This is a genomic window from Streptomyces sp. NPDC031111, assembly GCF_055570675.1.
The window spans coordinates 189853-216270 of sequence record NZ_JBVIGS010000006.1 but is presented as its reverse complement, the minus strand read 5'-3'; the positions used below and the strand labels follow the sequence as shown (position 1 = coordinate 216270).

At 69.7% G+C, this 26418-nt stretch carries 18 protein-coding genes and 1 pseudogene; 9 read left to right on the top strand and 10 right to left on the bottom strand.

Annotated features, from left to right (window positions below; all coding sequences use genetic code 11):
* Nucleotides 1–91: 91 nt before the first annotated feature.
* Complete coding sequence (locus tag ACZ470_RS15395; RefSeq protein WP_468427387.1) at nt 92–2005, top strand: serine/threonine-protein kinase; 1914 nt, start codon at nt 92–94, stop codon at nt 2003–2005.
* 25 nt (nt 2006–2030) lie between these two features.
* Here the strand turns inward: ACZ470_RS15395 and ACZ470_RS15390 are convergent, their stop codons facing one another.
* Both ACZ470_RS15390 and ACZ470_RS15385 read right to left on the bottom strand, forming a co-directional pair.
* Nucleotides 2031–2900: an SMI1/KNR4 family protein gene (locus ACZ470_RS15390; protein ID WP_468427386.1), complete on the bottom strand. Its 870-nt coding sequence runs from the start codon at nt 2898–2900 to the stop codon at nt 2031–2033.
* Nucleotides 2897–3229: a deoxyxylulose-5-phosphate synthase gene (locus tag ACZ470_RS15385; protein ID WP_468427385.1), complete on the bottom strand. Its 333-nt coding sequence runs from the start codon at nt 3227–3229 to the stop codon at nt 2897–2899. The genes ACZ470_RS15390 and ACZ470_RS15385 overlap by 4 nt, the downstream gene beginning before the upstream one ends.
* 144 nt (nt 3230–3373) lie before the next feature.
* Between ACZ470_RS15385 and ACZ470_RS15380 the strand changes: the two genes are divergently transcribed.
* Nucleotides 3374–4039: a hypothetical protein gene (locus ACZ470_RS15380; protein WP_468427384.1), complete on the top strand. Its 666-nt coding sequence runs from the start codon at nt 3374–3376 to the stop codon at nt 4037–4039.
* 15 nt (nt 4040–4054) lie between these two features.
* Here the strand turns inward: ACZ470_RS15380 and ACZ470_RS15375 are convergent, their stop codons facing one another.
* The gene (locus tag ACZ470_RS15375; RefSeq protein ID WP_468427383.1) at nt 4055–6457 is read right to left on the bottom strand and encodes a hypothetical protein; all 2403 of its coding nucleotides are present in this window, start codon (nt 6455–6457) and stop codon (nt 4055–4057) included.
* Between the two features lie 332 nt (nt 6458–6789).
* Here ACZ470_RS15375 and ACZ470_RS15370 point away from each other — a divergent pair, with 332 nt between their 5' ends.
* The gene (locus ACZ470_RS15370; protein WP_468427382.1) at nt 6790–10095 is read left to right on the top strand and encodes a type ISP restriction/modification enzyme; all 3306 of its coding nucleotides are present in this window, start codon (nt 6790–6792) and stop codon (nt 10093–10095) included.
* 6 nt (nt 10096–10101) lie between these two features.
* Here ACZ470_RS15370 and ACZ470_RS15365 read toward each other — a convergent pair whose 3' ends face one another.
* Nucleotides 10102–10509, bottom strand: coding sequence for a hypothetical protein (locus ACZ470_RS15365; protein ID WP_468427381.1), 408 nt, complete (start codon nt 10507–10509; stop codon nt 10102–10104).
* A 102-nt stretch (nt 10510–10611) separates the two neighbouring features.
* A complete protein-coding gene (locus ACZ470_RS15360) occupies nt 10612–11064 on the bottom strand; it encodes an ATP-binding protein (RefSeq protein WP_468427380.1) in 453 nt (150 codons plus the stop codon).
* A gap of 163 nt (nt 11065–11227) precedes the next feature.
* Here ACZ470_RS15360 and ACZ470_RS15355 point away from each other — a divergent pair, with 163 nt between their 5' ends.
* Nucleotides 11228–12085: a helix-turn-helix domain-containing protein gene (locus ACZ470_RS15355; RefSeq protein WP_468427379.1), complete on the top strand. Its 858-nt coding sequence runs from the start codon at nt 11228–11230 to the stop codon at nt 12083–12085.
* The gene (locus ACZ470_RS15350; protein WP_468427378.1) at nt 12082–12288 is read left to right on the top strand and encodes a DUF397 domain-containing protein; all 207 of its coding nucleotides are present in this window, start codon (nt 12082–12084) and stop codon (nt 12286–12288) included. The genes ACZ470_RS15355 and ACZ470_RS15350 overlap by 4 nt, the downstream gene beginning before the upstream one ends.
* Nucleotides 12289–12307: 19 nt before the next feature.
* Here ACZ470_RS15350 and ACZ470_RS15345 read toward each other — a convergent pair whose 3' ends face one another.
* Nucleotides 12308–13126, bottom strand: coding sequence for a hypothetical protein (locus tag ACZ470_RS15345; RefSeq protein ID WP_468427377.1), 819 nt, complete (start codon nt 13124–13126; stop codon nt 12308–12310).
* Between the two features lie 289 nt (nt 13127–13415).
* Between ACZ470_RS15345 and ACZ470_RS15340 the strand changes: the two genes are divergently transcribed.
* Entirely contained in the window at nt 13416–14249 is an 834-nt protein-coding gene (locus ACZ470_RS15340) for an SDR family oxidoreductase (protein WP_468427617.1), read from the top strand.
* Nucleotides 14250–14287: 38 nt separating this feature from the next.
* On the opposite strand, the gene ACZ470_RS15335 is transcribed toward ACZ470_RS15340, so the two are convergent.
* The gene (locus ACZ470_RS15335) at nt 14288–14608 is read right to left on the bottom strand and encodes a hypothetical protein (RefSeq protein WP_468427376.1); all 321 of its coding nucleotides are present in this window, start codon (nt 14606–14608) and stop codon (nt 14288–14290) included.
* Nucleotides 14609–14717: 109 nt separating this feature from the next.
* Between ACZ470_RS15335 and ACZ470_RS15330 the strand changes: the two genes are divergently transcribed.
* Nucleotides 14718–15386 carry a hypothetical protein gene (locus tag ACZ470_RS15330; RefSeq protein ID WP_468427375.1) on the top strand — a complete coding sequence of 223 codons (669 nt, stop codon included), beginning with the start codon at nt 14718–14720 and terminating at the stop codon, nt 15384–15386.
* A gap of 61 nt (nt 15387–15447) precedes the next feature.
* Here the strand turns inward: ACZ470_RS15330 and ACZ470_RS15325 are convergent, their stop codons facing one another.
* On the bottom strand, nt 15448–16977 hold the full coding sequence (locus ACZ470_RS15325) for a phosphodiester glycosidase family protein (RefSeq protein WP_468427374.1): 1530 nt from the start codon (nt 16975–16977) through the stop codon (nt 15448–15450).
* Between the two features lie 653 nt (nt 16978–17630).
* On the opposite strand from ACZ470_RS15325, the pseudogene ACZ470_RS15320 reads away from it, so the two are divergent.
* Both ACZ470_RS15320 and ACZ470_RS15315 read left to right on the top strand, forming a co-directional pair.
* Nucleotides 17631–18490 (top strand): annotated as a pseudogene (locus tag ACZ470_RS15320) (helix-turn-helix domain-containing protein).
* On the top strand, nt 18487–18693 hold the full coding sequence (locus ACZ470_RS15315) for a DUF397 domain-containing protein (protein ID WP_468427373.1): 207 nt from the start codon (nt 18487–18489) through the stop codon (nt 18691–18693). Before ACZ470_RS15320 ends, ACZ470_RS15315 begins: the two are co-directional and overlap by 4 nt.
* A gap of 85 nt (nt 18694–18778) precedes the next feature.
* Here the strand turns inward: ACZ470_RS15315 and ACZ470_RS15310 are convergent, their stop codons facing one another.
* Both ACZ470_RS15310 and drmD read right to left on the bottom strand, forming a co-directional pair.
* Entirely contained in the window at nt 18779–23107 is a 4329-nt protein-coding gene (locus ACZ470_RS15310; protein WP_468427372.1) for an Eco57I restriction-modification methylase domain-containing protein, read from the bottom strand.
* On the bottom strand, nt 23104–26355 hold the full coding sequence (gene drmD / locus ACZ470_RS15305) for a DISARM system SNF2-like helicase DrmD (protein WP_468427371.1): 3252 nt from the start codon (nt 26353–26355) through the stop codon (nt 23104–23106). The genes ACZ470_RS15310 and drmD overlap by 4 nt, the downstream gene beginning before the upstream one ends.
* Nucleotides 26356–26418 lie beyond the last annotated feature (63 nt).

Here is a 26418-nt window from a genome sequence, read left to right as displayed (position 1 = left end):
CGGCTCCGGCGGAAGAGTCCGGCCGGCCCGTCCCGGCGACCCTTCCCGCATAGGTCCGTACCGGATCGTCGGCCGTCTCGGGGCGGGAGGCATGGGGACCGTCCACGCCGGGGTCGGTTCCGACGGAACGCGCGTCGCGGTGAAGGTGGTTCATCCGGAGCAGGCCCAGGAGCCGGAGTTCAGGGCCCGCTTCAGGCGTGAGGTGGAGCTGTCCTCCCGCGTCACCGGCCCGTACCTGGTCCCGCTCCTCACCGCCGACCCGGACGCGGAGACACCGTGGCTGGCCACCGCGTACGTCCCCGGCCTGACGCTGCACCAACACCTGCTCGCCCACGGACCGCTCACCGGTGGCAGCCTGTACGCGCTCGCGACGGCCACCGCGCAGGCGCTGGCGGCCATCCACGCCGCGGGCGTGGTGCACCGCGACGTGAAGCCGCAGAACGTCATCCTCACGCCCGCCGGCCCGCGCGTTCTGGACTTCGGGATCGCCCACGCCGCCGACGGAACCAGCGTCACCCGCACCGGTGTCATGACCGGCACCCCCGGCTGGATCAGCCCCGAGCACTACCGCACGGGGACCACCGGTCCCGAGAGCGACGTGTTCGCCTGGGGAGCGCTCCTGGCCTACGCGGCCACCGGAAGGCCGCCCTTCGGCACCGGCGCACCGGACGTGGTCGCGTTCCGTGTGATGTCCGGGGAACCGGACCTGGACGGCGTCCCCGTGCCGCTGCGTCGGATCGCGGAGAGGGCACTGGCCAAGGAGCCGGACGAACGCCCGTCGGCCGTCGAGGCCACCCGGGTGTGCGCGGAGCTGCTGGCCTCCCAGGTCACCCAGGTGCTGCCCGCCGGCGCGGTGCCGGCGACGGCCGTGGACATGGTCACGGCGCTCTGGGACGTTCCTGCCGAGGCCGATCCGGCCTGGCACCTGCCCCCGGAGCGGCATCGGTCGAAGCGACGGCTGGTGGGCGCCGTGGTCCTCACCGCCGCCGTCGTCGGAGGCCTGGCCGGAGGGGCGGCCGCCCTGATGCCCGGCGACGCCGACAGCCGTGAACAAGCCTCCTCTTCCGCGCCCTCGACATCTCCCCTCGCCTCGGCGGGAACCGCACAGCCGTCCGCGGACACCGCGAGGGACGACACGGCAGGAGGCGAGCAGCAGGACGTGGGCGAAGACGCGGCGGATGCGGAAAGCTGGGGGCAGGCGCGTACGGCCCGGGGCGAGGGCGAGCACGACGTGGCGCGCGCGACGCTGCACGACATGGGCGTCCTCTCCCGGGACCTCGAACCGACCGAACTCTCCCTGGGAACGGTGAGGTTCCACGAGTCACGCGGGGAGATCTACTTCTCGTATCGACTGGACTCCGAGGACGAGCACGGGATCGTGTCCGCCGAGACGGAGATCGCCAGGTCCATGTGCCTGACGCTGAGGGACGTCGTGCTCCGCCTCCACCCGGAGCTGCCCTACCGCACGTACGTCACGGTGAGGGAGGGGAAGGGCAGAGACCCGCAGGTGACGTGGCAGGAGGATTTCGTAGCCGACGCCCAGTGCCGGTCGGCCCTCGAGGACGGCACCGACGCGACTTACGGCGCCGGACAGGAGTGGGAGCCTGACGACAGCGGCCTCGCGGAGGCGATGGCGCCCAGCACCGACAGCACCGAGATCCGGGTCGCGGACCGCGCCGCCACGAAGATCATCGAGCGGACCAACGCGATGCGCGAAACGCTCGGCACCGACCAGGTGCTCGGCCACGACGAGATCAAGGTGGGCTTCGACCCGGCGAATTCGGCCATGTACGTCTGGTCGGACTACCTGATGTGGAACCAGGGACAGATCGAGACCTGGGCGGACATGGCCGCGGGTGAGGCGTGCCGTGCCCTGGAGAACCAGAGGCAGACCTCGGGCGCCGGCTGGCCGTACACCCGCTACGCCGTGGCGGAGATCGGCGCGTCGGGCTACCTGATGATCCGTTGGGGCACGATCACCTCGCAGGCCGGCTGCCCCGCCTGAGCCACGCCCTCGGGGCCTGCGCAGCCTACGTCTGCGTGTCCTCGTCGGCCACCGTGTCCCAGGCCGGTAGCGGCACGCCGTCGGACGCGCTGATCCGGGTCACCTCGCACCGCATCCTCCGGACGGCGGCGAAGAGGCGTCGCCGGGCCGCCGGACCGTCCTCCGGCGGGAACGAGATCCGGATCTGGTGCGGGTACGACATGTCGTAGGTGAGCAGCCAGTCGGTGCCGACGGTGGCGAAGTGGTCCTGACCCGAATCACCCTGTTCGGAGCGCCAGGTACCCCGGTCCACGGTCGGGGCCAGAGCATCCCGGAGGATCGCCAGGCGCCGGTCGTGGGCGAGCGGCCCCTCCCTGAGGCGCAGGCAGCGATGGTTGCGGGGCCGGAACGCGTTGAACCACGGGGCCGGCCCCGGCTCCATGTCCGCGAGCAGCCGGGAGGTGATGCGTCCCCTGGTCCATGCCTCGACGAACCCGGCGGCACCCACGGGATGGTGCTCGTACCGGCCTTCACTGCTCCACACCACGACGGGCCAGTTCTCGGCCGTACCCGTGGTGAGCCAGCAGAGCCGGTCGGCGTCGATGGTGGTGCCCCAGATCAGCAGTCCGCCCGGAGCCGGATGGAGAGGGTACGGGTAGCGCTCCCGGTCCCTCTCCGCCGTGCCGGACGGTCTGCCGCTCTGCCACGCGAGGCCGTTGTGCCTGCTCGTGCCGAACGGGGTGTGGAGATTGAGGTAGTCGCAGAACTCGCCCCACCCGTACGTCTCGACGAGGTGCTTGTAGTCCTCGGGCAGCCGCGTCCCGAGCGCGGCCTCCACTGCTGGCCAGCTTCCGCGGGCGTCGACGGGGACCGGCGGCGGCGTCACGAACCGTGCCAGTCCTACGTTCTCCGTCACGGCACGTCGTGGCGTACGAGCGCCCTGGCGAACGGCTCGCCCGTACGGCGGGCGTACGCCATCCGCTCGCGCACCTCCCGCAGCGTGCGCGGACGGTAACCGGGCCCGCCACAGCAGCCCTTGTGGAAGCGGACCCCCGCGTGCAGCAGGACGGACAGCACCCTCCAGGCCTCGGTGTCCCGGCGCGGCGGCGCCGCGAAGGCCGATCCCACGTGGACGAGCGGTTCCGCGCAGCGGGGACAGATGCGGTGCGGCCTGTCCCCGTCGTAGGGCTGCTTGTACGAGGCCCGACAGGGCAGGCAGACGTAGGAGGTCTTTCCGTGGCCCATGTGGCAAGGGTAGGCGGCATCCGTGCGGGGCTCGACGCATTTTAGGAGCAGGGGCGCTCCCTGGAGGTCCCGGGGATCCTCACGGACGGTGGCCGTCGCACCGTGACCGTGCGGAACGGGGACGACGTGCCGCACACTTTCCGGGTGATCGTGTTGCAGCCCGTCCTCGAAGTCACCGATCCCGCCGGCTTCACGCTCTGGCCGGTCGCCGGCATCGAGCCGTACGGCTTCCTGCCGCTCAGTGGCGCGCTCGCTCCCCGCGAGGTCGGCACGGCGGTCATGAGCATCGCCGCCCACAACGACGTCGTACCAGCGGCTGACGAGTACCCACCGCGGCCCGCGGACCCGCTCGGCTCCTTCCTGCACGGGCTGCTCACCATGGACGACCTCTTCGCGTCCGGCGGCCTGCGGGTCACGGACACCGTCTCCGGCGTCACCTTGCTGCCGGGCTGCTGCAACGGCCTCGAGGAACGCGGCGACTGGTTCGACGTCCTCGGCGGGGACGGCCAGGCCTCCTTCGGCCACGACCCGTCCCCACTCGCCGAACGCCACGGTGACGCCGTCCGCCTGACCGTGGACGCCGACCGGGACGACAGTCCCGTGATCGAGCTCGCCGCCGACGACCTGCGACACCTGCTCACCGCAGCGGAGCGCGACGTGACCGAGTTCCTCGACCTGGCCACCGCGTGGACCGTCCGACGACTCCCTGGTCATGCCGACCGGGTGCCCTCCGCCCTCGCCCGCGCCCTCCTCCTCCCCGCGCAGGGCCCGCCGTCCGCGTCACCCCGACGGCCCGAGACCGTCGGGTGACGCACACCCCCAGCCTCACCGCCCGGTCTCCTCCTGCGGCATCGAGGCCCGCGGGACGAGGCGGGGAGGCAGTGGACGGGGCGGACGGGCGTGAGCGGCGTGGGCGCGTTCCTGCTCCCGCCGCCAGATCGCCAGCAGGGCCTCCTCCGTCCGCGGCACGGCGAGTCCTGCGGCCCCGAGGATGTACCTGAAAAAGACCACCGGGCCTCCTCGAGCGTCCACGACCAGCGCGGAGAGCAGAGGGGTGTCGTCGGCCCCCGCACGCCGGTCCAGCATCACCAGCCAGTGCCGGGGACCCAGGCCGGACTCGCCGGTGTCCAGGTCGCCCAGCGCGACGGTGCCGCCCTGGGCGGCGACTCCGATGAGCTGGCTTTTGAGTCGGTCCACAGGGTCCTCGGCGGGCGCGGAGCGCCTGGACGGTTCCCTTGACCGCGCGAGCCTGGCCTTGCTCTGGGCCGCCTCCATCCTCGCCAGCCGTTTCGCCTCCTTGTCGGTACGCCGATTCGCCGCTTTCAGACCGTCGCTCACGCCCTTCAATTCGTCCTCGACGAGACGAACGTAGTATCCGGAGCTCCTGTCGGCCACCTTGGCCCGTTGAGCTGCTGGCAGGAGTGCGCCGTCGTGGTGCGCAAGCCATGTCTGCGCCTCACTTATGACCTTTCGCGCCCGTTTCCGCGTCGGCTTGTCGACAAAGCTCAGGAGGCCGGTGAGCTCTTGGAGCAGGGAGCGCAGACGCTTCACCATGGAGGTGTCGGCGACTGTCCTACTCATCGGCCTCGCCACGTTCACCTGGCGGTCGACGGGACGCCGCACCTTGACCTCAGGAGTCAGGCCCCCGCTTTTCCTCACGAACTGCCGCACCAGCGGCTGTTCGGGCTTCAGGGAGAAGCGCGGCGGCATTGTGCGCGGTGGCGTACCGTACGCGGCGAACGCCCGCTCGGTCTCCACCGCGGCCCAGCGCTTGATCCTGGAAGACGTGCCAGCGTAGGCCACGCCGAGCCGCGAGAGGATGTTGGACAGGTACGGGAGCGGTGCGCCTCCCTCCCGGATGAGCGCCGACAGGACCGGCGCGTGGTCGCGCAGCGGACTGTCCACCTCGACGAGCAGGTATCGCCGGTCGGTGTGGGAATACCTCGCCAGTTCGGGGTTCACCGTGCGGGCGAGGGTCTCCCACGTGGTCGTGGTGTGCAGGCGGGCATGATGTGACAAGGCGTCGCGCAGGGCCGTCACCAGCTCGGCGCGGGTCATCGCCGCGGATGCCACTGGCGTGCCGCTCACCGGCGGTGGCTCGGTCACCGGGGTGGGTGTCGCCGCCACGGCCGGCGTCGTCGGTGGCGGTGCCGCCCGCGCCGCGCGGCGTACGGGCTCCGCAACGAACGGGGATTCCGGAGTGGCGGGCGGGACCCACAGACCGGTGCGCTGAGCCTCGTGCGCATTGAGGCGTACATAGCGGTTCGCCTCGACCGCCCAGCCCGCGGTGCCCTCGGCGATGAGCAGCCGGGCGCCGTCGGCGACGCGGTAGACGTGCTGGGCCTGCGGCACCTCGGCGTCTCCCGGAAGGGACACCAGCGCTCGGACGATCGGACTGTCCACGGGTTTCACGTCGGCCACCAGCAGGTGCCGGTCCTTCGTCACGAACGGAGAGTCGGCCGGCACGTCGGCCTCGGGGTCGAGCGCGAAGACGAGACCGCCCTGGAGCGGGAACGCGGTCGGCCGGGGCCTGGAACGGGTCAGGTGGATCCGCTCGGTGTCCGGTGTGACGATGCCGGACGGCGTCACCGCGCAGTCCTCCAGCGGGGTCCAGGACACCGTGCGGTCCCTTGCCTCGGCTCCGATGTGGACGCGGCGCTCGCCGCCCACCGTTTCGCAGCGGACCCGGAGGCAGTAGCCGTGGCGGCCGACGAACTGCTGGGTGACCGGTCCTTCCGACGAGAAGATCCAGTCGATGCCGTCGGCGTCCGCGGCGAGTTCGTCGTCGGCCCGGCGCCAGATCCGGTAGTCGACGGCGCTGAGCTGGAAGCGCAGCCGGCGACGGCTGTCGGGCAGGTACACATCCACCGCGTCGCCCGGGCCGGTGCCGAGGTCACGCGTCTCGACCCGACCCTTCACCTTCCGCTTGCCGAGCAGCCTCTGCACTCCCCGTTTGATGAAGAGGTGGTCGGCGCTGGACTCGCCGTTGTTCACGCGGTGGCAGACCGGAGCCGTCGGATGGTGGGCGAAGTGGCACACCTTGGTGGTGTACCGCCGGTCGCTCAGCTCCCCGCCACAGCCTCCGAGTTGCAGTCCGCACCAGTAGCTGTAGCCGGGGTGCGCCCCACGCCAGCGGTCCAGCTCCCACGCGTCCATCGGCAGGATGACCGGGTGGTCGGAGTTCTTGTGACCGATCACGGCCGTCTGCACCAGACGGTGGTCGAGCATGGGACCTCGCAGTGGGACGTCGGAGGAATGTCCGCCCGTTCGGCGGGAGTGGCACGATCCACTTCAGTATGCTTTTCATGCACTGAGTTCACAAGGGAATCAGCAAGATTGCGCGTACACCCTTGCTCTCCTCATGCGGGTGCCGCACACTCACGACGCATACACACCAGCGGCGAGGGCGGGACCTCCGGCCGTGGACGGCCGTGCGAGCGCGTGAACCGGGCGCGCCGACCGATGTACGCGCCCTGCCGTTTGGTCAAAAACTGCCCCATACTGCGCATCAGGAGGGGTCGGCTCCGTGTCTTGTCCGGGGCCCGAGGTCTGGGGGGACCATGGCTGACGCACGCCTGCAGTGGTTACAGGACGCCGTCTCCGCGTTCGGCGCGGAGTGCAAACGCAGTCTGGCGGGGCCGGGTGATCGCGAGGCGGCGATCCGGGGCCCGCTGGAGCAGTTGTTCCGCGCCATTGGGAAGCACCACGCCCTGCGCGAGATCAGCTGGCATCCGGAAACCCGCGTACCGCACCTCGGCGTCCGGCCCGACTACGCCGTACGCGTCGACGCCCAGATCACCGGCTACATCGAGGTGAAGCGGCCCGGCAAGAGCATCGACCCCGACACTTTCACCGGTCACGACAGACGGCAGTGGCAGCGCCTGCGCGACCTGCCGAACCTGCTCTACACCAACGGCACTCACTGGCGCGTCTTCCAGTACGGCACGCAGGTCGGCGAGGAGGTCGTGCTGTCGGGAGCGCTGAAGAGCGCTGGGGCGAAACTCACCGCCTGCGATCCGGCCGCCTTCGACGCACTCACGCGAACCGTGCTCCTCTGGAGACCGCAGGAGGTCCGGCGAGTCTCGGTGCTCGTCCAGCACATCGCCCCGCTGTGCCGCCTCCTGCGCGAGGCCGTGCGGGAACAACTGCGCGCGGAGAGCGGGATGGACGCCGACGACCCCACCGTCGAGCGCCCCTTCACCGGTCTGAGGAGCGACTGGCGCCGCCTGCTCTTCCCCACCGCCGACGACGCGACCTTCGCCGACGGCTACGCCCAGACCGTCACCTTCGCCCTGCTCCTCGCCCGTACGGAAGGCATCCGGGTCGCCGGCACGAGCTTCCACGAGATCGGGCGGCGGCTCCACGCCGGCCACGCCCTGATGGGCAAGGCCCTCCAACTCCTCACCGACAACGTCAACGAGCGGTTCGAGGTGACCCTGGCCCTCCTCGCCCGCACCGTCGAATCCGTCGACTGGGAGACCATCCGGCAGGGCAACCGGGACGCCTACCTCCACCTCTACGAGTCGTTCCTCTCCGTCTACGACGACGACCTGCGCCGGCGCAGCGGCTCCTACTACACCCCGCACCAGGTGGTCGAGGAGATGGTGCGCCTCACCGAGGAGGTCCTGCGCACCCGTCTGGGCAAGACCCGCGGCTACGGCGACGACGGCGTCCACATCGTCGACCCCGCGATGGGGACGGGCACCTACCTGCACACGATCATCGAGCGGGTGGCGCGGCAGGCCGCCGCACGCTCCGGCGAGGCCATGGCGCGGGACGCGATCGGCCGCCTCGCCGGGCGCCTGTACGGTTTCGAGCTGCAGATGGGCCCGTTCGCGGTCGCCGAACTCCGCGCCGCCGACCTGCTCAAGAAGCACGGCGCCGAGCTCCCGCTGGGCGGACTCAACCTCCACGTCACGGACACCCTCGACGACCCCTACGTGCAGGAGGAGCAGCTCGCCTCCACCTATGCGGCCCTGTCGGTCTCCCGCGCCCGCGCCAACCACGTGAAGGCCAACGTGCCCGTCACCGTGGTCATCTCCAACCCGCCCTACGACGACAAGGCCGAGAACCGCGGCGGCTGGATCGAGAAGCGCGTCAAGGGCCACGGCCGCCCGCCCCTGGACGACTTCCGCCACCCCGGGAACGGCCGCTACGAGCACGCGCTGAAGAACCTGTACGTGTACTTCTGGCGCTGGGCCACCTGGAAGGTCTTCGACGCCCACGCGGACGACCGGCACGGCGTCGTCTGCTTCATCACCCCGTCCGCGTTCGCCACCGGCCCCGCGGGGCGGGGCATGCGCGACTACCTGCGCCGGACGTGCGACGAGGGATGGATCATCAACCTGTCGCCGGAGGGGCAGCGTTCGGACGTGGCCACCCGTGTCTTCCCGCACGTCGCCCAGCCGCTGTCCATCTGCCTCTTCGTACGGCACGCGGACCACGACGCCACCCGCCCCGCACGCATCCACTACCGGGCCCTGCACGGCAAGCGTGCGGAGAAGTTCGCCCAGCTGCGATCGGTGGGACTGGACGACGACGGCTGGCGGGATGCGCATGGGGAGGGAGTGCGGCCGTTCACTCCAGCCACATTGTCCGGCTGGGACGACTATCCGGCGCTGGCCGAGTTGTTTCCGTGGGGCAGCTTGGGCTTCACCACCAATCGCTCCTGGGTCACCTCTCCTCACCCGTCGGTCCTCCAACGCCGCTGGGCCCGTCTCGTCGGTGAGGAGGACCCCGAGGCCAAGGCCGTCCTCTTCAAGGAGACGCGGGATCGTCGACTCGGCACACGGCCCGCGTGCCTGCCGGGTTTCCCGCATCCCGACCGGACCGTCGACGAGGAATCCCGCGCCCGCCCACCGCTTCTGCGCATCGCCCTGCGCAGTTTCGACCGGCAGTGGCTCATCGCCGACCACCGGGTACTCGACTTCGCCCGGCCCGACCTGTGGGAGTCGCTCCAGCCCGGCCAAGTGTTCCTCAACCAGCAGAGCAGCCACGAGATCGACAGTGGCCCCGCGCTGGTGGCGACGGCGCTGCTCCCGGACACGCACCACTTCAACGGCCGGGGCGGAAGGGTGCACCCGATCCTCCACCCGGACGGCAGTGCCAACGTGCCCACGGGACTGCTTCGGCACCTGTCCGGTGTCCTCGGCCTGGACGGGGTGACCGTGCACGACCTCGCCGCCTACGCCGTGGCCGTCACCGGTCACAGCGCCTTCACCGAGCAGTTCGCCGAGGAACTGCTCACCCCGGGCGTCCGGTTACCCCTCACCCGCGACCCGGAGCTGTGGAGCGAGGCGGTCCGGGTCGGCCGTGCGTTCCTGTGGGCGGCCACCTACGGCGAGCGGGGCGATCCGCCCGACGCGCCGGCGTCCGGTCAGGAGGGAGTCGACTTCCCTCCGGGGGACCCGCGCCAGGTGCGGTACGTGACGGCGACCGGCTCCGCCGTGCCCGACACGCTGACGTACGACGAGGAGAGCGGCACCCTCCACGTCGGGCCGGGCACCTTCACGGGGGTCCCGCCCGAGGTCTGGAACTACGAAGTCGGCGGCATGCGGATCGTGAGGAAGTGGTTCGGCTACCGGAAGGCCTCCCCCACCAGCCGGAGGACCAGCCCCCTGGACGACCTCCACGCCACGACGTGGCCGCGCGAGTGGTCCGCGGAGCTGGTCGACCTGTTGTCCGTCCTGCGTCGTCTGGTCGACCTCGCTCCGGCACAGCGGGCCCTCACCACGAAGATCGTGAACTCCCCGGTCGTCACCCTCACCGACCTCACGTCGGCGGGTGTCCTCCCGCCTCAGCCCAGAGCCGACCGCGCCCGTCGACGCGTCGTGCTGGACTTCGACCTCCCGGCCGACGAACCGTGACCGTGTCTACGCGCCCTCGCCGGCCGCCACGTGGGCCTCGGCCTGCTCCAGGTCCCACGTCCCCTCGGCGAGCAGTCTCAGGGCGTGTCCGGCGGCGCGGGGCGCCGTACCGCGCGCCACGGTGTCGGCGAAGGACGACACCGCGATCAACCGTGCCGCCAGCTCGTCGCACTCCGCCGCGCGCAGGGCCGCCGCTCCGGTGACGGTGAGGCGGAGCGTGCCCCAGTCCCCGTCCCGCTGCTCGACCAGCCCGGCCCACAGCAACGTGGGCAGGGCGTCCCGGACCGCGTCCGTGTCGAGGTCCCGGGCCGCGTAGGACTCCGGTCCGGCTTCTAGTGCCGGGAGGTCGCAGAGGTCCAGCTCCCGCAACAGGTGGTGCTGGAGCGGCGACAGCTGTCCGAGGGGATCGAGCATGGCCCCAGTATGGCCCGCGCCGTGCGGCGCGCGAGCTCACGTCACGCACGTGCGGCTCCGGTGACCAGGACGATCCCGTCCGACTGCCTGCGCGACGGGGAGTCAGGTGGGCCACGGCACCTCCGCCCAGACGGTTTTCGTGTACGCGTCCCGCACCTCGCAGCCCCATCGTTCGGCGTACTCGGCCACGAGCAGCAGTCCACGTCCCGATGGAGCGTCGGTTGGAGTCGGCCCGGCCACCGGGTCGCGGGGCAGCCGTTCCGGGCGGGTGTCCGTCACCTCGACCCGGAGGGTGGCGTGCTCGGGCAAGAAGAGCAGCGTCAGTCGGAAGTCCCGCCCGGGAGTGCGGCCGTGAGTGACGGCGTTGGCCGACAGCTCGGCCGTCACGAAGGCGACGGCCTGGGCCGTCTCGGAGTCGTACGGAATCCCCCGGGCCGCGAGCTGCTGCACGGCGAGTCGGCGTGCGAGGCGGGCGCCGCGTGCGGTGCTGCTGAGGCGGATGGTGAACTGCGGGACGCGGGTGGGTGGTTCGACGCCCACTTCAGGTGACTTCATGGAGTAACCGTCCCGTCACGCATATAGCCTGACGAGGTCAGACTCTCGTACCCGGCCGCGTGGTACGACCGCTGTACGGATCGGTACGGCAGGTGTACGTGGCCGGAGCTGCGGATCGGTCGTTGCCGGTCACGACGGAACACCGCACAGAACAGGGGGCGCGATGGGCAGGACGACCCAGCGGGAATGCGGGACCACCGGCCGACGCGGACCGGACAAGGAACGCCCGGCGGCGTGGAGCGCCTACGGCAAGCTCGTCCGCCTCTTCCTCGAACGGGCCGGCCTCACCCAGCAGGCCCTCGCCGAGGCGATCGACTACTCGCTGGAGCAGGTCGCCTCCGTCGAACAGGGGCGGAGACCGGCGAAGGCCGCCTTCACGGAGGCCGCGGAGCGGGTGCTGGAGGCGGGCGGGGCGCTGCGGGTGCTCCAGGAGGACGTGGACCGAGCCAAGCTTCCCGTCTTCTTCCAGGACTTCGCCCTCCTGGAAGCCGAGGCGGTGAGCAGGTTCTCGTACGACCCCCTTCTGATTCCTGGGTTGTTGCAGACCGAGGCATACGCACAGGCGCTACTCGAAGCACGTTTCCCTCCGTTGCCTGATGACATCGTCGAGCAGAGGGTGGCGGCTCGTCTTGCGCGCCAGGCGCTGTTGAGCCGCAAGAGTCCGCCCATGGTCTTCGTGTTCATCGTGGAGGAGGCAGCGATCCGGCGCGTGGTGCGGAACACCACTGTCATGCGCGGGCAGTTGGAGCATCTATTGGCGTGCTCGAAGACACGCAATGTCGAGTTGCAGATCATGCCCACGGCCCGGGGTGCACACAGCGGGCTCAACGGGCCGATGGTGCTGATCGAGTCGACCGACCGCAAGCAGTTCGTCTACATCGAGGCACAGGACGTGGTGAGCGTCAGGTCCGACCGGAACGAGGTCAGCGAGTTCTTCCTGCGGTATGGAATGCTGCGCACGCAGGCCCTCAACACGGAGGAGTCCTCCCGTCTCGTCGAGCGCACGACAGGGGAACTATGAGCACCGGTCAGGACATTGAGCAGTCCGATGGGCTCGCCTGGTTCAAAAGCAGCTACAGCGGAACGAGCGGCGGCGACTGCGTCGAGGTGGCCGCCGGCGCGGGTGCCGTGTACGTACGGGACTCCAAGGCCGCGGGCGAGGGCCCCGTGCTGCGGGTCGGCCGGGACGAGTGGGTCGCGTTCGTGCCGCACGCGGCCAGGTAGTCCCGGCGCGTTCAGCCCTTCACGCCTCGATGCGCAGCCAGGTGTCGCCCGCGCGGAGCCAGAGGGTGCCGTCGCGGCCCTGGCCGCAGCGTCCGACGACCCGGCCGGGGACGCGTAGTGTGCGGCGGTCGGTCGCCGTCCAGGTGGTGCCGTCGAACTCGGCGCGGGTGAGTTCGACGGTCCGTCGGTTGTGGTCGCGGCGAGTCAGCACGGCCCGGTCGCCGCGCACGGCGAAGCCGTCCGGATCGTGAACGGGGCTGGGACGGCTGGTCACTTCACCGGTGGACGGGGTGACGCGGGTCAGGAAGGTGCCCGACCGGCTGTGGGTGTACCAGACCAGCCACACCCGGTCGCCCTCGGTCGCGGCGGTGCAGCCTTCCAGTGGGTGGGCGGGCAGCCTGTCCCCCGGAGTCCACGTCGCGCGGCCTTCGGTGTTCCAGCCGGCGAGACCGCCCCCGGACTCGGGGTGACCGCCGTAGATGCCTTCGTCCCCGTAGGCCGTCCAGATCCCTCCGTGGCGGTCGGTGATCAGAGCGGGTATGTCGTCGCCGACGCAGAACTCGTTCTCGGGTGTCCCCGATGGGGAGAACACCACGGCGTTGGGCGCCCAGGGGCCGTCGGTCTCACGGTGAGGCGTACGGCTGTTCACCAGCAGGAAGCGGGAGTCGGGCAACAGGGCAAGGTGGCTCGGCCAGATCCGGACGTTCTCCACCGTGGTACGCCGCTCCCCCCGCGCGGTGACGGTGACCAGTTCGCCCGTGAACGGGTCCTTCGGCCGCCAGGCGAGCCATCCCTTGCCGTAGCGGCTGCGCTCCAGGTACCGCCGGTGGACGAGCATGACCGCGAGTTCCCCGGCCGGCCCGGCGCTCCACCACAGGGCTCGATGTCCTCAGAAGGTGTCGGCGGCGGGCAGGCTCCACGCCTCGTGCACTGCGGTGTCGGAGTCATCACTCGTCCACTGACGGCTCATCAAGATGTGTCACCTCTGGGACTCCGGCGGCCTACGCCGACCGAAGATCCCGAACTTACCGGCCTCGGACGCCTCCCCGTCTGCTTGACCTGAATCTCGGTTGAGGTCCTAGCGTGCGGCAGACGTGATCACCGGCCGACGGCAGGAGAAGACGACGATGATCCTCGTGACGGGTGCCACCGGAAACATCGGAAGCGCTCTGGTACGGCAGTTGCACGGGCCCGGCGCCTCACCCGTGCGAGGCCTGACCCGTGACGCCGCACGGGCCTCGTTCCCCGACGGGGTCGAAGCCGTCGAGGGTGACCTCGCCCGGCCCGCCTCGCTGAAGTCGGCACTGGAGGGAGTGCGCTCTCTGTTCCTCGTGCCGGGCATGGGCGCGGACGCGGACGTTCTCACGGCCGCCCGGCAGGCGGGTGTGGAGCACGTGGTGCTCGTGTCCTCCATCACGGTGCGGACTCATCCGCACCTGCCCGCCGCCGTCGAGAACCTGGCCGTCGAGCGGCTGCTCCAGGGCAGCGGGATGAGCTGGACGGTCCTGCGTCCGACGCAGTTCGCGTCGAACGCCCTGTGGTGGGCGGATTCGATCCGGGAGCACCGGTCGATCCGGGTGCCCTATGCGGACAGCGGACTTCCCGCCGTCCACCCCGCCGACATCGCGGCGGTGGCCCGGACGGCACTGACCGGGCCGGGTCACCGCGGGCGGACGTACGCACTGACCGGACCGGAACGCATCACGCCCCGGCAGCAGGCCCGAGCGATCGGGGCGGCCCTGGGGCACGAGGTGTCCGTCGAGGAGATCAGCCGGGAAGAGGCACACCGGCAGATGGCCCCCTTCCTGGGAGAGCAGACCGCGCACGCGGTGCTCGACCTGATGGGTGGGGACGTCAACGACGAACTGCTCAAGGTGCACGACACGGTTCCGTCTGTCACCGGCTCCCCTGCCAGGCCCTTCCGGCAGTGGGCTACGGAGAACGTCGCCATGTTCCGCTGACGGCCCTGGCGGGACCGTTCCGCGGCGGAGCACGGACATCAGGGCTTCAGAGGGTGCATGGGCGCCCGGTTCAGTATCTCGACGTACATGATCCGGCCGTACACGACATCAAGGATCAACATGCCCTTCGAAGGCGAGAGCGGTACGCATCGGTGGCCCTCGCCGTACGGCGTGCCCTTCTGGTGCGCCGCCGTGTGGATGCTCTGGCAGAAGTCGTCGCCACAGTCGCACATGGCGACCAGACGGACATCCCACACGCAGATGGCCAACTCACGCTCTCCCTCGTCTTCCAAGAGGGTGGTCAGCTCGGCGATAAGGTCGGGGAAGACATCACGGACGAGGGGATGGTCCTGCTCCATGCAGGGAGGGTAGCCGGAGCGGCAGATGGACGGTTCGGCCAGGAACGTGGAGCGGATGCTGAACACAACGGCACGCCCTCTGTGGACACGCGCTCTCACCCGGGAGTCCGTGAGAGCCCGGCAGCTCCTCGCCGCGGGCGAGTGGCGCCTTTCCTCGGCGGACGCCGAGGCGGTAAGGGCTGTCCTCGCCCGCCTCACCGCCCCGCTCCCCACCCGGCGGGGCACAGCAGCACGGATCAGGGCGACGGACCGGGACAGACGGCTTCAACGCATACTCCGGACCACCGTCCATCACCTCGACGCCGGTGCCGTCAGTCCGCCTGCCGCCGCTCTCCTGGCCGCCGTCGCCCGCGCCCTGCTGCCCTGGCACGCGGTCCCGAATCCGCCCCTCGCGGCTGCGGCTCCGAGATACGGCACCGTGCCGGAGGCGATGGAACGCGCGGCACCGCCGACCGAAGCAGGCGAGTCCCTGCTCCCCGGCCTGGCCGCACTGCTCACCGCCCTCGCCGCGACGAACGCACCCGGCGCCGTCCCCCTCACCCCGCCGGTCGAGCCCTGGCAGGCCCGCTACATGGGCCGATTCCGTCACTACACCAGACCCGCGTCGGATGTATGGGCGGCCGAAACCGTCGGCTGCCCCGAGTGCGGAGGCAAGGACGGCCCCTGGGCAGTGACCTGTGACTGGCACCGGGCCACGTTGGGCTGCCCCTGCGGGGCGGTGATCCGTGAGCACGGCCTCGCCTTCTCCGAGGTCTGGCTCGTACTGCCGGAGACCTGACCGAGTCTCCGATCACTTGGGCGCAGGAGGAACGGCACAGCTCACGGGGTTCCGTCAGCTCTTACTGTGCGATGACTGCGACGGTGCTACCGACCTCGCGTTCGGTGTGCGTGGCTCCCCAGGTGTCTGTCGGGCGGTTGTACAGCGTGTTGTTGATGATCAAGGTGGAGTCGCCTCCTGAGCCGAGGCCGACGGCATCTTCCGCACCGAGCCATTGCATGATGCCGGCGGCTTCGTGCCAGGTCGCCCCTACGCTGACGCCCGCCTGACGGCCGTCGACAGTCACCAGGAGAAGCTCGCCCGCAGATGTGATGCCGGCGAGGGTGCGAGGGTGACGCTGCACGACGGAAAGGTTGGGTCGGCCCTGGAAGTTCGTCATCCCGTTGGCGGCGGTGTTGATCAGTGTGTGCCCGTCACGGAGGAGGGCGGGGCCACCACCCGCAACCGCGGACAGCGTGGGGCTGGTGACCGATCGCCCCGTGGAATCCACCACGCCGGCACCGGGTTTGAAGGTTGCTCCGACGACGGCGTGTTCCTGGAGCCATGTGGCGCCGTCGCCTATGCCCTGCATGACGCGACCGCCGGGAGGGATCGTCCCACCGGCAGGGCTCCTGATCTCCTGGACGACCCAGTTTCCGTTCATCACCACCTCGGTGCTGTCGGTGACTCCGTTGCCAGGGCTCGGCGTTGTATCACCCCATTCGGGGCGGAAGACGACGACTTCGTTGTCGTCGACGCACAGCGTGTTGCGCCAGGGGGCCCGAGTGGGGGCCTGGTCGTCCTTGCGGATGTCGCCGCCGACCCCGCCGCAGCCGAAGTTGCGTCCGGGAACCCGGTTGATGCCGTCGATGCTCCTGAGGTCACCGTTCGGGGCGGTGACCTGGATCTTCGAGGTGACTTCGGCGATGCGCGCCCGGTCTCCGGCACCTTCGAGCAGCAGCGCTGTACGCCCGTTGTTGGCTTCGCTGAGTATGGCGTTGTCCTTCATGTACAGCCCTTCGGGGTCGCCATCGAACCCTGAGAAGTCCGGGCCGGTCGAGATGTCGTACTCGGCGCCGTTCAGCGCGACGAGGGCGTTGTTGAGTTTCGCCATCTCGCGCACTGTCTGCGCTGAGCGAAGTTCCCTGCCGTTGACGGCCTGTACCTTCACAGCGGCATCGGGGGCGATCTTGACGACTCGTACTTCCCAGGGGCCGGAACTGGGTTCGCCGTCTTCTGCCGTGTAGGTGACCCTCCCGCTGTAGCCCGCTCGCGTCAGTTGGTCCAGCAGCTCTTGTGCGTCCGTCCGGCGCGAGGTGTCGAACTGGCCGACGCGTACCGTGTATCCCACGGTACCGGCAGAGGTATCCGATGTCGCGGGAGCATCAAAAGTGTCGACGCGGGCGGGGAATCCCTTCTGCGTGAGTTCAGCGGCAAGCTGGTCGGCGTAGAGACGATTTCCCACGAGCCACCCGGAGTTCACGGGGTTCTTGAGCCAGACCGACCACACGTCGGAGGGCTCCCCCTGGGTGAACTTCTGATAGGTGACGCCCGGTGCCAGGGTCTGGACCGCACCGACCCTGACTTGCAACGAGGAGGGGCCGAGAGGCATACGGGCCGGATCGTTCTCGGCTGTCGCGGGGGCGGCGGCAAGCGTGAGTGAAGTCAGTACTCCGAGGGCGGCAACCAGTACTGGTATACGGCGGTGGCGTGGCAATGGACATTCTCCTACAGAGGGACAGCGGCCGGCCATGTCGGCGTTCATGCAGGGTAGCCATAAGGCGTCCAAGGCTGAGCGGCACGGGCTGTCGCGTCACCGGGAACGCGCGAGCCGCGTGCGGTCTTGCCGTCCACCGCCACATGCCCGGCGCCGACCGGGAAACGACCCGGCTAGATCGTCGAGGTGGCCGGGGCCCACTGGCCTGCGGCCGCGTACGAGCGGGCCCCGGCCAGGACCGCGCAGCACGCCGTGAACAGCGTGGTGGAAAGCGCCGCTGTCGCCGTACGGCAAACAGCGGCCGTGGTGATGAGGGCGGGGGCATGTCACACCGGTTGACCACCAAGCGGCCGGGTCGAGTGAGCGGTTTTCAACTCGCTTGATCTGCAAGTCGGGTTGGCGGTGCGAACACTTCACATATTGCGTTGTACGGGGCCGTGCCGTGTCCCGGTTCTCGCGCATCTCGTTGGACAAGTCCCGATGGCGCAGTTGTCCGTCGCCACCGGGCGGGTGGGTGGGGTGCGGTGCGGGACGGAAGGGCGTGAGGCATGAGCACGGTGCGGGAGACGCGGGGCGGTCGGGCGGCGAAGGCGAAGGAGGAGGGCGGGGGTGATCTGCCGGGGGCTTGGTCGGCGTACGGGAGGCTGCTTCAGCATCTGCGGAAGCGGGCCGGGCTGAACCAGCAGCAGCTCGGGGAGGCCATCGACTACTCGCTAGAGCAGGTCGCCTCGGTCGAGCAGGGGCGGCGGCCGGCGAAGGCGGCGTTCACGCGGGCGGCGGACCGGGTGCTGGAGGCGGGCGGGGTTCTGGAGGTGCTCCAGGACGAGGTGGACCGGGCGAAGCTGCCCCGGTTCTTCCGCAACTTCGCGCTGATTGAGGCGGAGGCGGTCAGCCGCTGCGACTATGAGCCACTGCTTGTGCCGGGGCTGTTGCAGACAGAGAGTACGCGCGGGCTGTGTTTTCCGGGCACTGCCCACCGCTGAGCGAGGAGATCATCGACCAACGTACGGAAGCGCGGCTCGGACGGCAGAAGCTGTTGGATCGGGTGCCGCTCACGGAGCTCTCCTTCATCATCAACGAGGAGGCGCTACGCGATCCGGCGGGCAGCCCCGAGGTCATGTGCGAACAGTGGCAACGCGTCCTCGAAGTGGGCGCGTTGCGGAACGTGGAGGTCCAGGTCGTGCCCGCCTGCCGAGGCTTCCACCCCGGTAAGAACGGTGCGTTCGTGGTAGTGGAGACCCAGGATCACAAGCACCTCGGATACTTCGAGTCCCAGGGTGTCGGGTGCGTCGTCTCGGAGCCCACCGAGGTCAGTACCTTCGCCTTGCGATATGGCAAGCTGCGATCGCAGGCCTTGAACGTCGAGGAGTCTGCGCGACTCATCGAGCGGATGGTGGGAGAAACATGAGCGTGGAGCGGATGGCCGAGCACGTGGACGGGCTGCATTGGTTCAAGAGCAGCTACAGCGGATCCGACGGCGGCAACTGCGTGGAGGTGGCTACCGGTCTCGACGCCGTGTACGTACGGGACTCCAAGATCGGAGGCGACGGACCGATGCTGCGGGTCGGCCGGGACGAGTGGGCGGCGTTCGTGACACTCACGGCGGGATAGCTCCGACCAGGGCTTCCGGACGAAACAGCGGGCTGGTTCACGTCACTTGAGGTGACGCGAACCAGCCCGTTGTCATGCCGCTGACTCAGAAGAGGGCACCCTCGGTGCCCTCACCGAAATCCGACCCACCTCGCGCGGCCAGCTGCTCCTTACGCTTCCGGACTGCCTCAGGAGAGGGCGGAGACAGGTCAGGATGCTTCTCCCTGGCCTTCTTCTCCGTCACTCCCTTGTGCCGACCAAGGTGAACCTCATCGGCATACGCCTGGTGGTTCAACTGACGCAGACGGTCGATGATCTCGGTTCGCGCGAGCAGGCCGATGGTGTAGCGGGGGCCTTGGCCGGTCTCGTGGAAACCGTGGTCCAGCGGAAACGTCTCGTGGGTCGGATCGGCAGGCGGGGTCTGCCCTGAGTCATCCAAGAGGTCGTTCCAGCCGAATGACTCGACAGTTGCCTTGTCAATCTCCTCGTGAATGCGACGAAGCTCGCAAATATCTTCATCGATACAGTCGGGGTCATGGACCAGATTATACGTGTCATTGAGACCAATATTGCGGGCGAGCATCAGATCGCGGCGATACGTGTGCAGACCCAGACCAGCAATGCGGAGGCGATCAGTGAACGTAGGGCGAATCAGGGTCTCAAAGACCTCAGTCGGGGTATACCGGAGGTCACCCTTCAAGGTGGACGACCGATCCAAGGCCCACCAGTAGTGAAGCGCACTACTGAGCCACGCGAATAGCGCAACATCACGCGAAGCAAAAACCACCAATTGCTCGCTGAAAACCTGCCCGGTCGGCACGATTACTGGCATACCGACCTTGCTCACACGGGCGATTACAATGCACGTGCCCAAATCGGCGATGGCACCGTAAAGGCCTGGTCGCGCATTCCAAAACTTCCACCACTCATGGACCATTCTGGGATACTTCTTCGCATCCTTGGTGCGACGCTCCGGCAACACCAATTCGCGCACTCTACGGTAAGCCAATTGGTAGGCTTGGGCCTGCCCCTCAGTCATCTCGCCGAAGTTAATCACCCACCGGTCTGTGCCATGCGCAGGATGGCCGTTGACATCCTGTCCATTCAGGAAGGGAAATAGCACTTCCGCGTAGCGCTGGTCCTCGGCGATCCAGGATCGGGCTTCACCTTCCGGCAGCGTGAACCCCATCCCCAACACATATGATCCAATAAACGATGTACCGCCATTCCTCTCCAGAGGCTCCGCCCAGGACGCTTCTCGAGAAGCGGGATTCAGCGACGTTGAGATGCCCTTCGCCAATGGAACTCCGCCTAGTACTCGAATGGCGAGGCGACAGATCGGGACAGCACTGGTCCAGACCGCACAATATTCCAGCGTCGCCGAGGTCGACGGCCAAGACTCACTTTTAACTGCCCGTCGGATTTCAATACCAGATTTTTCCAACTGATCGAGGCTGACCTCCCGAGAATCCCCCTGAGCAAGTGTATTGGTAGCAATGAGACCGGTCTGGCCTTGCTTGTTTAGCAACGAATGCGCACGCAATTCGAAATAGGCAACCAGATCGGCGTTACCCTTTCTTCCATCCGCAGTATATTCCACCAGATACTCGCGGTAAACTTGCCCCATCACGGGGGTGATTTTTTTCCCTCCGAGAAACGGCGGGTTCCCCACGATGGCATCGAACCCACCCCCTAGCGAAAACACCTCCGGGAATACCAGTGGCCAGTGCACCGGCCGCCGCTCCAGCGCTCCTTCGGGCAACTCCGCCGCCAACCACGCATTTGCCGTAGCCCGCGCCTCGCGCACCACGTTCGAGACGTCCTCGACCCCGTCCTCCACAATCTGCTGCACAATCCACGCGGCATGCGGAAAGAGATCCCTGGCTCGTTCCCCGCCTTCCTTCTCGTACCACGGCACCCGCCCCGAAGCACATGTAGCCAGCGCCGCCCCCGCGATCAAGTCACCCACCAATCGCAGCCGCCGCGAGTGCCGGTTGACCTCTTCCAGGCGCTCCCGCTTCCGCTGAAGCGCCAGCAGGTCGACGCCCTTGATGGCGGTGATCGCCAGGCGTTCGCGCGTCAGTTGGTCGACCAGTTCCCGCGCCTGCTCGGCCAGGACGTCGGTCTGTCCCTGCGGCTTCATGTGCACGGACTGGAGCTGCTCCATGGTGTGCACACCCAGCAGCGAGTCGCCGCACACCAACCTGTCGTCCAGGAACGTGAAGGGACGCTCCGGGTCCATCGACACCAGCCACAGCGACAGCTTGGCCATCTCCACGGCCATCGGGTTGATGTCCACGCCGTACAGGCAGTGCTCGATGATCTGGCGGCGGGCCTCGACTACCACCGGGTCCTGTTCGGCGTCGGCTGCCGTCACGGCGTCCACGGCACGGCCGGCCCGGTGTGCCATCGCGTCCGTGCGGCCCTCGGCCTCCCATGCCTCGATGAGGCGGTCGCCCAGGTAGCGGCAGGCCGCCACCAGGAACGCCGCCGAGCCCATCGCGATGTCCGCGACCTTCAGGTCCAGGATCTGGTCGGCCGACTTCAGCCGCCACTCCCCCGTGTCCGCCGTCTGGAGCGGGCCCGGCTCGTACACCAGGGGCTCCAGCGCGTGCAGGACGACTTCCTCCGCAAGGAAGCGGGGCGTGTAGTGCGTGCCCGTGTTCCTCCGGAGGGAGGACTCGGTGACGTACAGGGTGCCGTTGGGGATGACCGTCGGCAGGCCGCGCAGGTCGTCGCGGAGGATGCCGACGAACGGGAGCAACCGCTCCGTCAGCGTCGCGTCCTTCGTCACCGCGTTCAGGCGGCGACGGGCCTCCGCCGACTCCTCCGTACCCAACGGAGCGAGCTTCTTCTCCAACTGGCCCGCCGTCGCCGGAGGCTTGGGGTCCTTCCACTTCTCGTGGATGGACTTGGCCAGCGTCTTCGGCGAGCCGCCCGCCTTCGCCGCCAGGGACTCCAGCTCCCGCAGCGGGACCTCGTGTTCCAGGCCCTCCGGGCCGATCAGGCCCACCATGTGCTCGGTGGCCCGGCGTCCGTCGTACGACAGCAGGCCCTCGTACACGTAGCCGATCTGCTCGACGTCCAGCGCGCGGAAGCTGAGCGTGCGGACCTCGCGGTCCTTGCCCTTGCCGACGCGGACCTCCTGCACGGCCTGGAGCATGTGCAGGACCGTACGGTCGTCGATGGGGAGGAGCGGGGTGGTGCGCTCCAGCCACGGGTACTTGTCCGGGTCGAAGATCGAGCCGTCGTACGCTGGCAGGCGGAAGCCGGAACCGGGGTGGTCCACTCCCCCGTGCACGGCGTGGAAGAGGGCGATCAGGCGGTGCCAGGCCGACGTCGTGTGCTCGAGGGACGTCTCGCCCTCCTCGTCCGCCCGTGCCTTCAGCTCGTCGCGCAGGAAGCGGGCGGAGTACGAGCGCGCGTACACCTCGTTGTCGGCCGGCAGCAGGCCGCGCTCCTCGGCGAAGAGGAGGAAGACGACGCGCATCATCACCGCGACCGCGCCGCGGTAGATCTCGCCCGCCGGCACCCCCGACGCGTGCAGGCCTGCCGCACCGTTCTCGACGGCACGCACGTCCGCACGCCCGATCGCGTCGACAAGGAGTTCCACGGCCTGCCGGACCTGGACGCCCAACGCCTCGGTGACGTCCTCGCCCGCCGCCAGGCTGGCCTTGAGCAGGCCGACCAGCGTCTCGGCATCGTCGTACTCGAAGAAGCGACGACGGCTCAGCAGCGACCCGAACGCGCGGACCACGTTGCGCTCCGCCGCCTCGTTCCAGCCGATGGAGTCGAAGACGGCCGTGGTCGTCACGCCACCGAGCGGGGCCCAGACCAGGCACCACCAGCGGCCGTCCGTGACCAGACCCAGCGGGACGCCGTGATGGCGCAAGAGACGGGCCAGCCGATCGGCGGGAGCCGCCGCCCAGTCGCCGCCACCGCCCGCGCGAGCAGTGGGCGCAGTACCCGCCGGGACGGTGACGCCCAGCAGCCGTACGCGCTTCGCAGCAGAGTCCACGTCCGGCTCGGCGGCGAGGTCGGCGCCTGGTTCCACCAGCGCGAAGTCCGGGCGGACCTCGGTGTTGTGCTCGGCGACCCGCAGGGTGAGGCGGTCCAGGCCGTGGTGCTCGGAGTCGCCCTCGCGGAAGGTCAGGGCGTCGTCCCAGCCCAGCAGGCGGCGCAGGACGTACGCCACCCACGCGTCGCGCCCGGCGACGGTGTCGGTCTGCCAGTCGGCGTGGTGGGCGCGCAGGCGGGCCCGTTCGTCCTTCTCCAGGGCGTCGAGCTGGGGCCAGGCGCGCAGCAGGACGGGCATCGTCAGGAAGGGGCCGGAGACCTCGGTGAGGTCCAGCCACTCCTGGTGCTGCCGGCGGCCGTCGGCGGCCTGGGCCTTGGCGGCGGCTACTCCACGGCTCATGGGGCGGCGGGGGCTCATCGGCGGGCTTCCTTTGCGGGGACGACGAAGACGACGGCGGCGGGGAAGAGGTGCGAGCGGGGCTCGCGGTAGCGGGCGGCGATGGCGGCCAGTTCGCGCTCGCGCTCGGCGGGGAGGCCTTCGAGGCGGTGCTGCCAGCGCTGGCGGTCCTCCTCGAACTGGCGGCGCTCGTGGCCGGTCAGTTCGTGGGTGGTGAGCAGGGCGAGCTGTTCGCCTTCTCCCTCGCCCTCCTCCTTGAGCTTCGCGCGCAGGGTGGCCTCGAAGCGGTCGAGGGTGGCCGTGATGCGGCGCTCCTCCTCCGTCCGGCGGTCGGCGAGGCGGCTCTCCAGCTGGCGGCCGAGTTCGGCGGCGCGGGCCTCCAAGGAGCGGTAGAGAGGGTCGCGGAGCTTGGGCCAGGCCTCCGTGAGTTCCTTGCGCAGGTGTGGGGCGGCCTCCGTGCCCTGGGTGAGGGCCTGGGACAGGACCCGGCCCTGCTCCCCCACCGACTCCCAGCGGCGGAAGCGTCCCGTGTCGCCGAACCAGCCGCCCGCGTACAGGACTTCCTCGTGCAGACGGGTGCCGTCCGTGCCGACGAGGACGTAACGGGCGTACGCCGAGACGAGGGTGGTGGTGACGGCCGGGTCGTCGGTGACGACGGCGGTGACGCGGCTCAGGCCGACCGAGTCGGCGTTCCAGACGGCCGCCGTGAGCAGGCGCGTCGAGAGCGCGACGAGCGGGTGCTTGAGGTGGGCGAGGACCACGTCGTCCCTGCCCTGCGCGGCGACCTGCGGGGAGAAGGTGAGCGGGCGCTGCTCGCCCTCGCGGAGCTTGTGCGCGAGACCACGGGTCGCCCGCTCCCAACTGCCGGACAGGGGCTGTACGTCGAAGAGGTCGCCCGGTTCGAAGTCCTCGGCGCGGACCGTGGACGGCAGGAGCGGCGGCTGGTGGTCGAGGGCCAGGGCCGTGTCGACGACGCGCTTGACGTTGACCGGCGTCAGGCCCAGCGTGCCGACCGTCTCCTCGTACTGGTCGGCGAGTCGCTTCGTCTGGGCGGTGACGTTCTGCTCGGGGGCGACGTCGCCGCCCGTGCGGCGGCCCTTGATGGGCTTCGGCTTGGCGTTCTCGATGTCGACCGGGGCGGTGTCGCCGGTCATGCGGCGCTGTACGGCGTCGGCGAGGACGGCGTTGACGGAGCCGAGGTCGTGCTCCATGCGGGCGACCTTCTTGGCGACGCGGGAGAGGAACTCCAGGTCGGCCTCGTAGGAGCCGGCCTGGGCCTGCTGCCAGCCGGAGCCGATGAAGTGGGTGATCTCGGGGTCCTTCTTCTGGCCCCAGCGGTCGATGCGGCCGATGCGCTGTTCGAGCTTGTTGGGGTTGAAGGGGATGTCGTAGTTGATCAGGCGGTGGCAGTGGTTCTGGAGGTCGATGCCCTCGCCGGCGGCGTCGGTGGCAAGGAGAATGCGGACCTTGCCCTCGGCGCGGGACGGCTCGGTCTGGAAGCCGAGGCGGATGCGCTCGCGCTCCTCTGCCGAGAGGCCGCCGTGGAGGCGCTCGACGCGGCCGCCGTCGGTGAGTTCCTCTGCCTGGAGGAGGTCGTGGAGCCACTCCTGGGTGTCGCGGTACTCGGTGAAGATCACGACCCGTTCGTTGGTCCACTTCTTGCCGTCCGGGCGGCAGATCGCCTTGATCTCGTTGATCAGCGCCTCGGCCTTGGAGTCGGGCGCGGCCTCGTGGGTGAGGGCCCAGCGCTCCATCTCCTGGAGCAGGTCGAGTTCCTGGCCGTCCTCGGCCGGGGTGAGGGAGGTGGAGCGGGTCAGGGCGTCGTCCTCGGCGTCGACCAGGCCGGTGTCGTCGAGGTCGGCCACCATGTCCGCGAACTCCTCCAGCCACTCGGGGACCTCGGCGGCGGCCGAGCGTCCGCGCGCGGGGCCGCCGGTGTCCTCCAGGTGGGAGAGGTAGACCTGGACGGTGTGCAGGAAGGCCGCCGGGGAGGAGAACAGGCGCTTCTTCAGCAGCAGGGTCACCAGGTCGGCGGCGCGGCGGCCGCCCCGTGCCTTCGGGGTGAGCTTCTTGCGGCGCAGTTCGGCGAACGAGCCGAGCAGTTCGTGGATCGCGCGCTCCTGCTGCGTGTAGTCGACGGAGAGTTCGCGCGTGACGCGGGTGCGGAAGCGGGGCGTGCCGTCGGCGTTGGTGACCGTCGACTTCAGGCGGCGTACGACGGTGTCCTTCAGCGCCTCCTTGTCGGGGTCGACGCCGCGCGCGAAACGCTGGTCGTCGATGAGCTCGAGGAGGGCCGTGTACGACTCGGGGTAGCCGTTGTGCGGGGTGGCGGAGAGGAAGAGGCGGTGCTCGAAGTGCGGGACGAGACGCCGGATCAGCTTCGTCTGCTGGGAGTCGACGGCGTAGACCTGCTTGGGCGCGGCGGGGGCGACGTGGTGGGCCTCGTCGAGGACGAGCAGGTCGAAGAAGCGCTTGTGCTCGCCGTCGGGGCTCTCCTCGGGGGCGCCGATGACCTCGTCGAGGAGGCGCTGGGCCTTCTGGCCGCGCAGCCAGGGCAGGGAGACGATGGTGAGCGGGTGGACGCGGAAGGGGTTCGCCGCCGTGCCGTGGGTGCGGCGCAGGCGGGCGCAGTGTTCGGAGTCGACGATGGTGAACTCCAGGCCGAACTTCTCGGCCATCTCGTCGCGCCACTTCAGGGTGAGGCCGGCCGGGCAGACGACCATGGTGCGGCGGGCCCGGCCGCGCAGCAGCAGTTCCTGGACGACGAGTCCGGCCTCGATGGTCTTGCCGAGGCCGACGTCGTCGGCGAGGAGGAGGTTGACGCGGGGGGCGCCGACGGCTCGGGAGACCGGCTCCAGCTGGTACGGCTCGACGGCGACGCCGGAGCGGAACGGGGCCTGGAGGGTCTTGGCGTCGGCGGAGGCCACGGCGGACCAGCGGACGGCGTCGAGGAAGGCGGCGAGGCGGTTCGGGGAGTCGTAGGCGCCGGTGGAGGCGTCGGGGAGGGAGCCGGCGGGCAGGACGCGGCGGCCGGGCTCGACCTCCCAGATGACGGAGAGGGTGTCGCCGAAGCGGCCGTCGGCGACGGACTGGAGGTGGACGAGGGTGGCGGGCCTGCGCTCCCCGCCGCCGTCGGAGGCGTCGGGGGCCGGGGACGGCTCGACGCGGGCGACCACCCAGGACTGGCCGCGCACCTCGACGAGGTTGCCCTCCTCGGGGAGCTGTTCGGCCCCCGTCCGCTCGGTCTCGCGCTGAGCTGCTGGCGTCATGGGCGCTGTTCCCCTCGGGTGTCTCCTGCGGCCGTCCGTAGACAGTGTCCCGTCTCCCCTCCG

Excerpts from the sequence above, each read along its gene's own strand:
- ACZ470_RS15375 (WP_468427383.1), bottom strand. The coding sequence starts at position 6,457 with ATGCTCGACCACCGTCTGGTGCAGACGGCCGTGATCGGTCACAAGAAC.
- ACZ470_RS15345 (WP_468427377.1), bottom strand. The coding sequence starts at position 13,126 with ATGCTCGTCCACCGGCGGTACCTGGAGCGCAGCCGCTACGGCAAGGGA.
- ACZ470_RS15340 (WP_468427617.1), top strand. The coding sequence starts at position 13,416 with ATGATCCTCGTGACGGGTGCCACCGGAAACATCGGAAGCGCTCTGGTA.
- ACZ470_RS15365 (WP_468427381.1), bottom strand. The coding sequence starts at position 10,509 with ATGCTCGATCCCCTCGGACAGCTGTCGCCGCTCCAGCACCACCTGTTG.
- ACZ470_RS15350 (WP_468427378.1), top strand. The coding sequence starts at position 12,082 with ATGAGCACCGGTCAGGACATTGAGCAGTCCGATGGGCTCGCCTGGTTC.
- ACZ470_RS15395 (WP_468427387.1), top strand. The coding sequence starts at position 92 with ATGGGGACCGTCCACGCCGGGGTCGGTTCCGACGGAACGCGCGTCGCG.
- drmD (WP_468427371.1), bottom strand. The coding sequence starts at position 26,355 with ATGACGCCAGCAGCTCAGCGCGAGACCGAGCGGACGGGGGCCGAACAG.
- ACZ470_RS15335 (WP_468427376.1), bottom strand. The coding sequence starts at position 14,608 with ATGGAGCAGGACCATCCCCTCGTCCGTGATGTCTTCCCCGACCTTATC.
- ACZ470_RS15355 (WP_468427379.1), top strand. The coding sequence starts at position 11,228 with ATGGGCAGGACGACCCAGCGGGAATGCGGGACCACCGGCCGACGCGGA.
- ACZ470_RS15315 (WP_468427373.1), top strand. The coding sequence starts at position 18,487 with ATGAGCGTGGAGCGGATGGCCGAGCACGTGGACGGGCTGCATTGGTTC.
- ACZ470_RS15310 (WP_468427372.1), bottom strand. The coding sequence starts at position 23,107 with ATGAGCCCCCGCCGCCCCATGAGCCGTGGAGTAGCCGCCGCCAAGGCC.
- ACZ470_RS15370 (WP_468427382.1), top strand. The coding sequence starts at position 6,790 with ATGGCTGACGCACGCCTGCAGTGGTTACAGGACGCCGTCTCCGCGTTC.
- ACZ470_RS15360 (WP_468427380.1), bottom strand. The coding sequence starts at position 11,064 with ATGAAGTCACCTGAAGTGGGCGTCGAACCACCCACCCGCGTCCCGCAG.
- ACZ470_RS15385 (WP_468427385.1), bottom strand. The coding sequence starts at position 3,229 with ATGGGCCACGGAAAGACCTCCTACGTCTGCCTGCCCTGTCGGGCCTCG.
- ACZ470_RS15325 (WP_468427374.1), bottom strand. The coding sequence starts at position 16,977 with ATGCCTCTCGGCCCCTCCTCGTTGCAAGTCAGGGTCGGTGCGGTCCAG.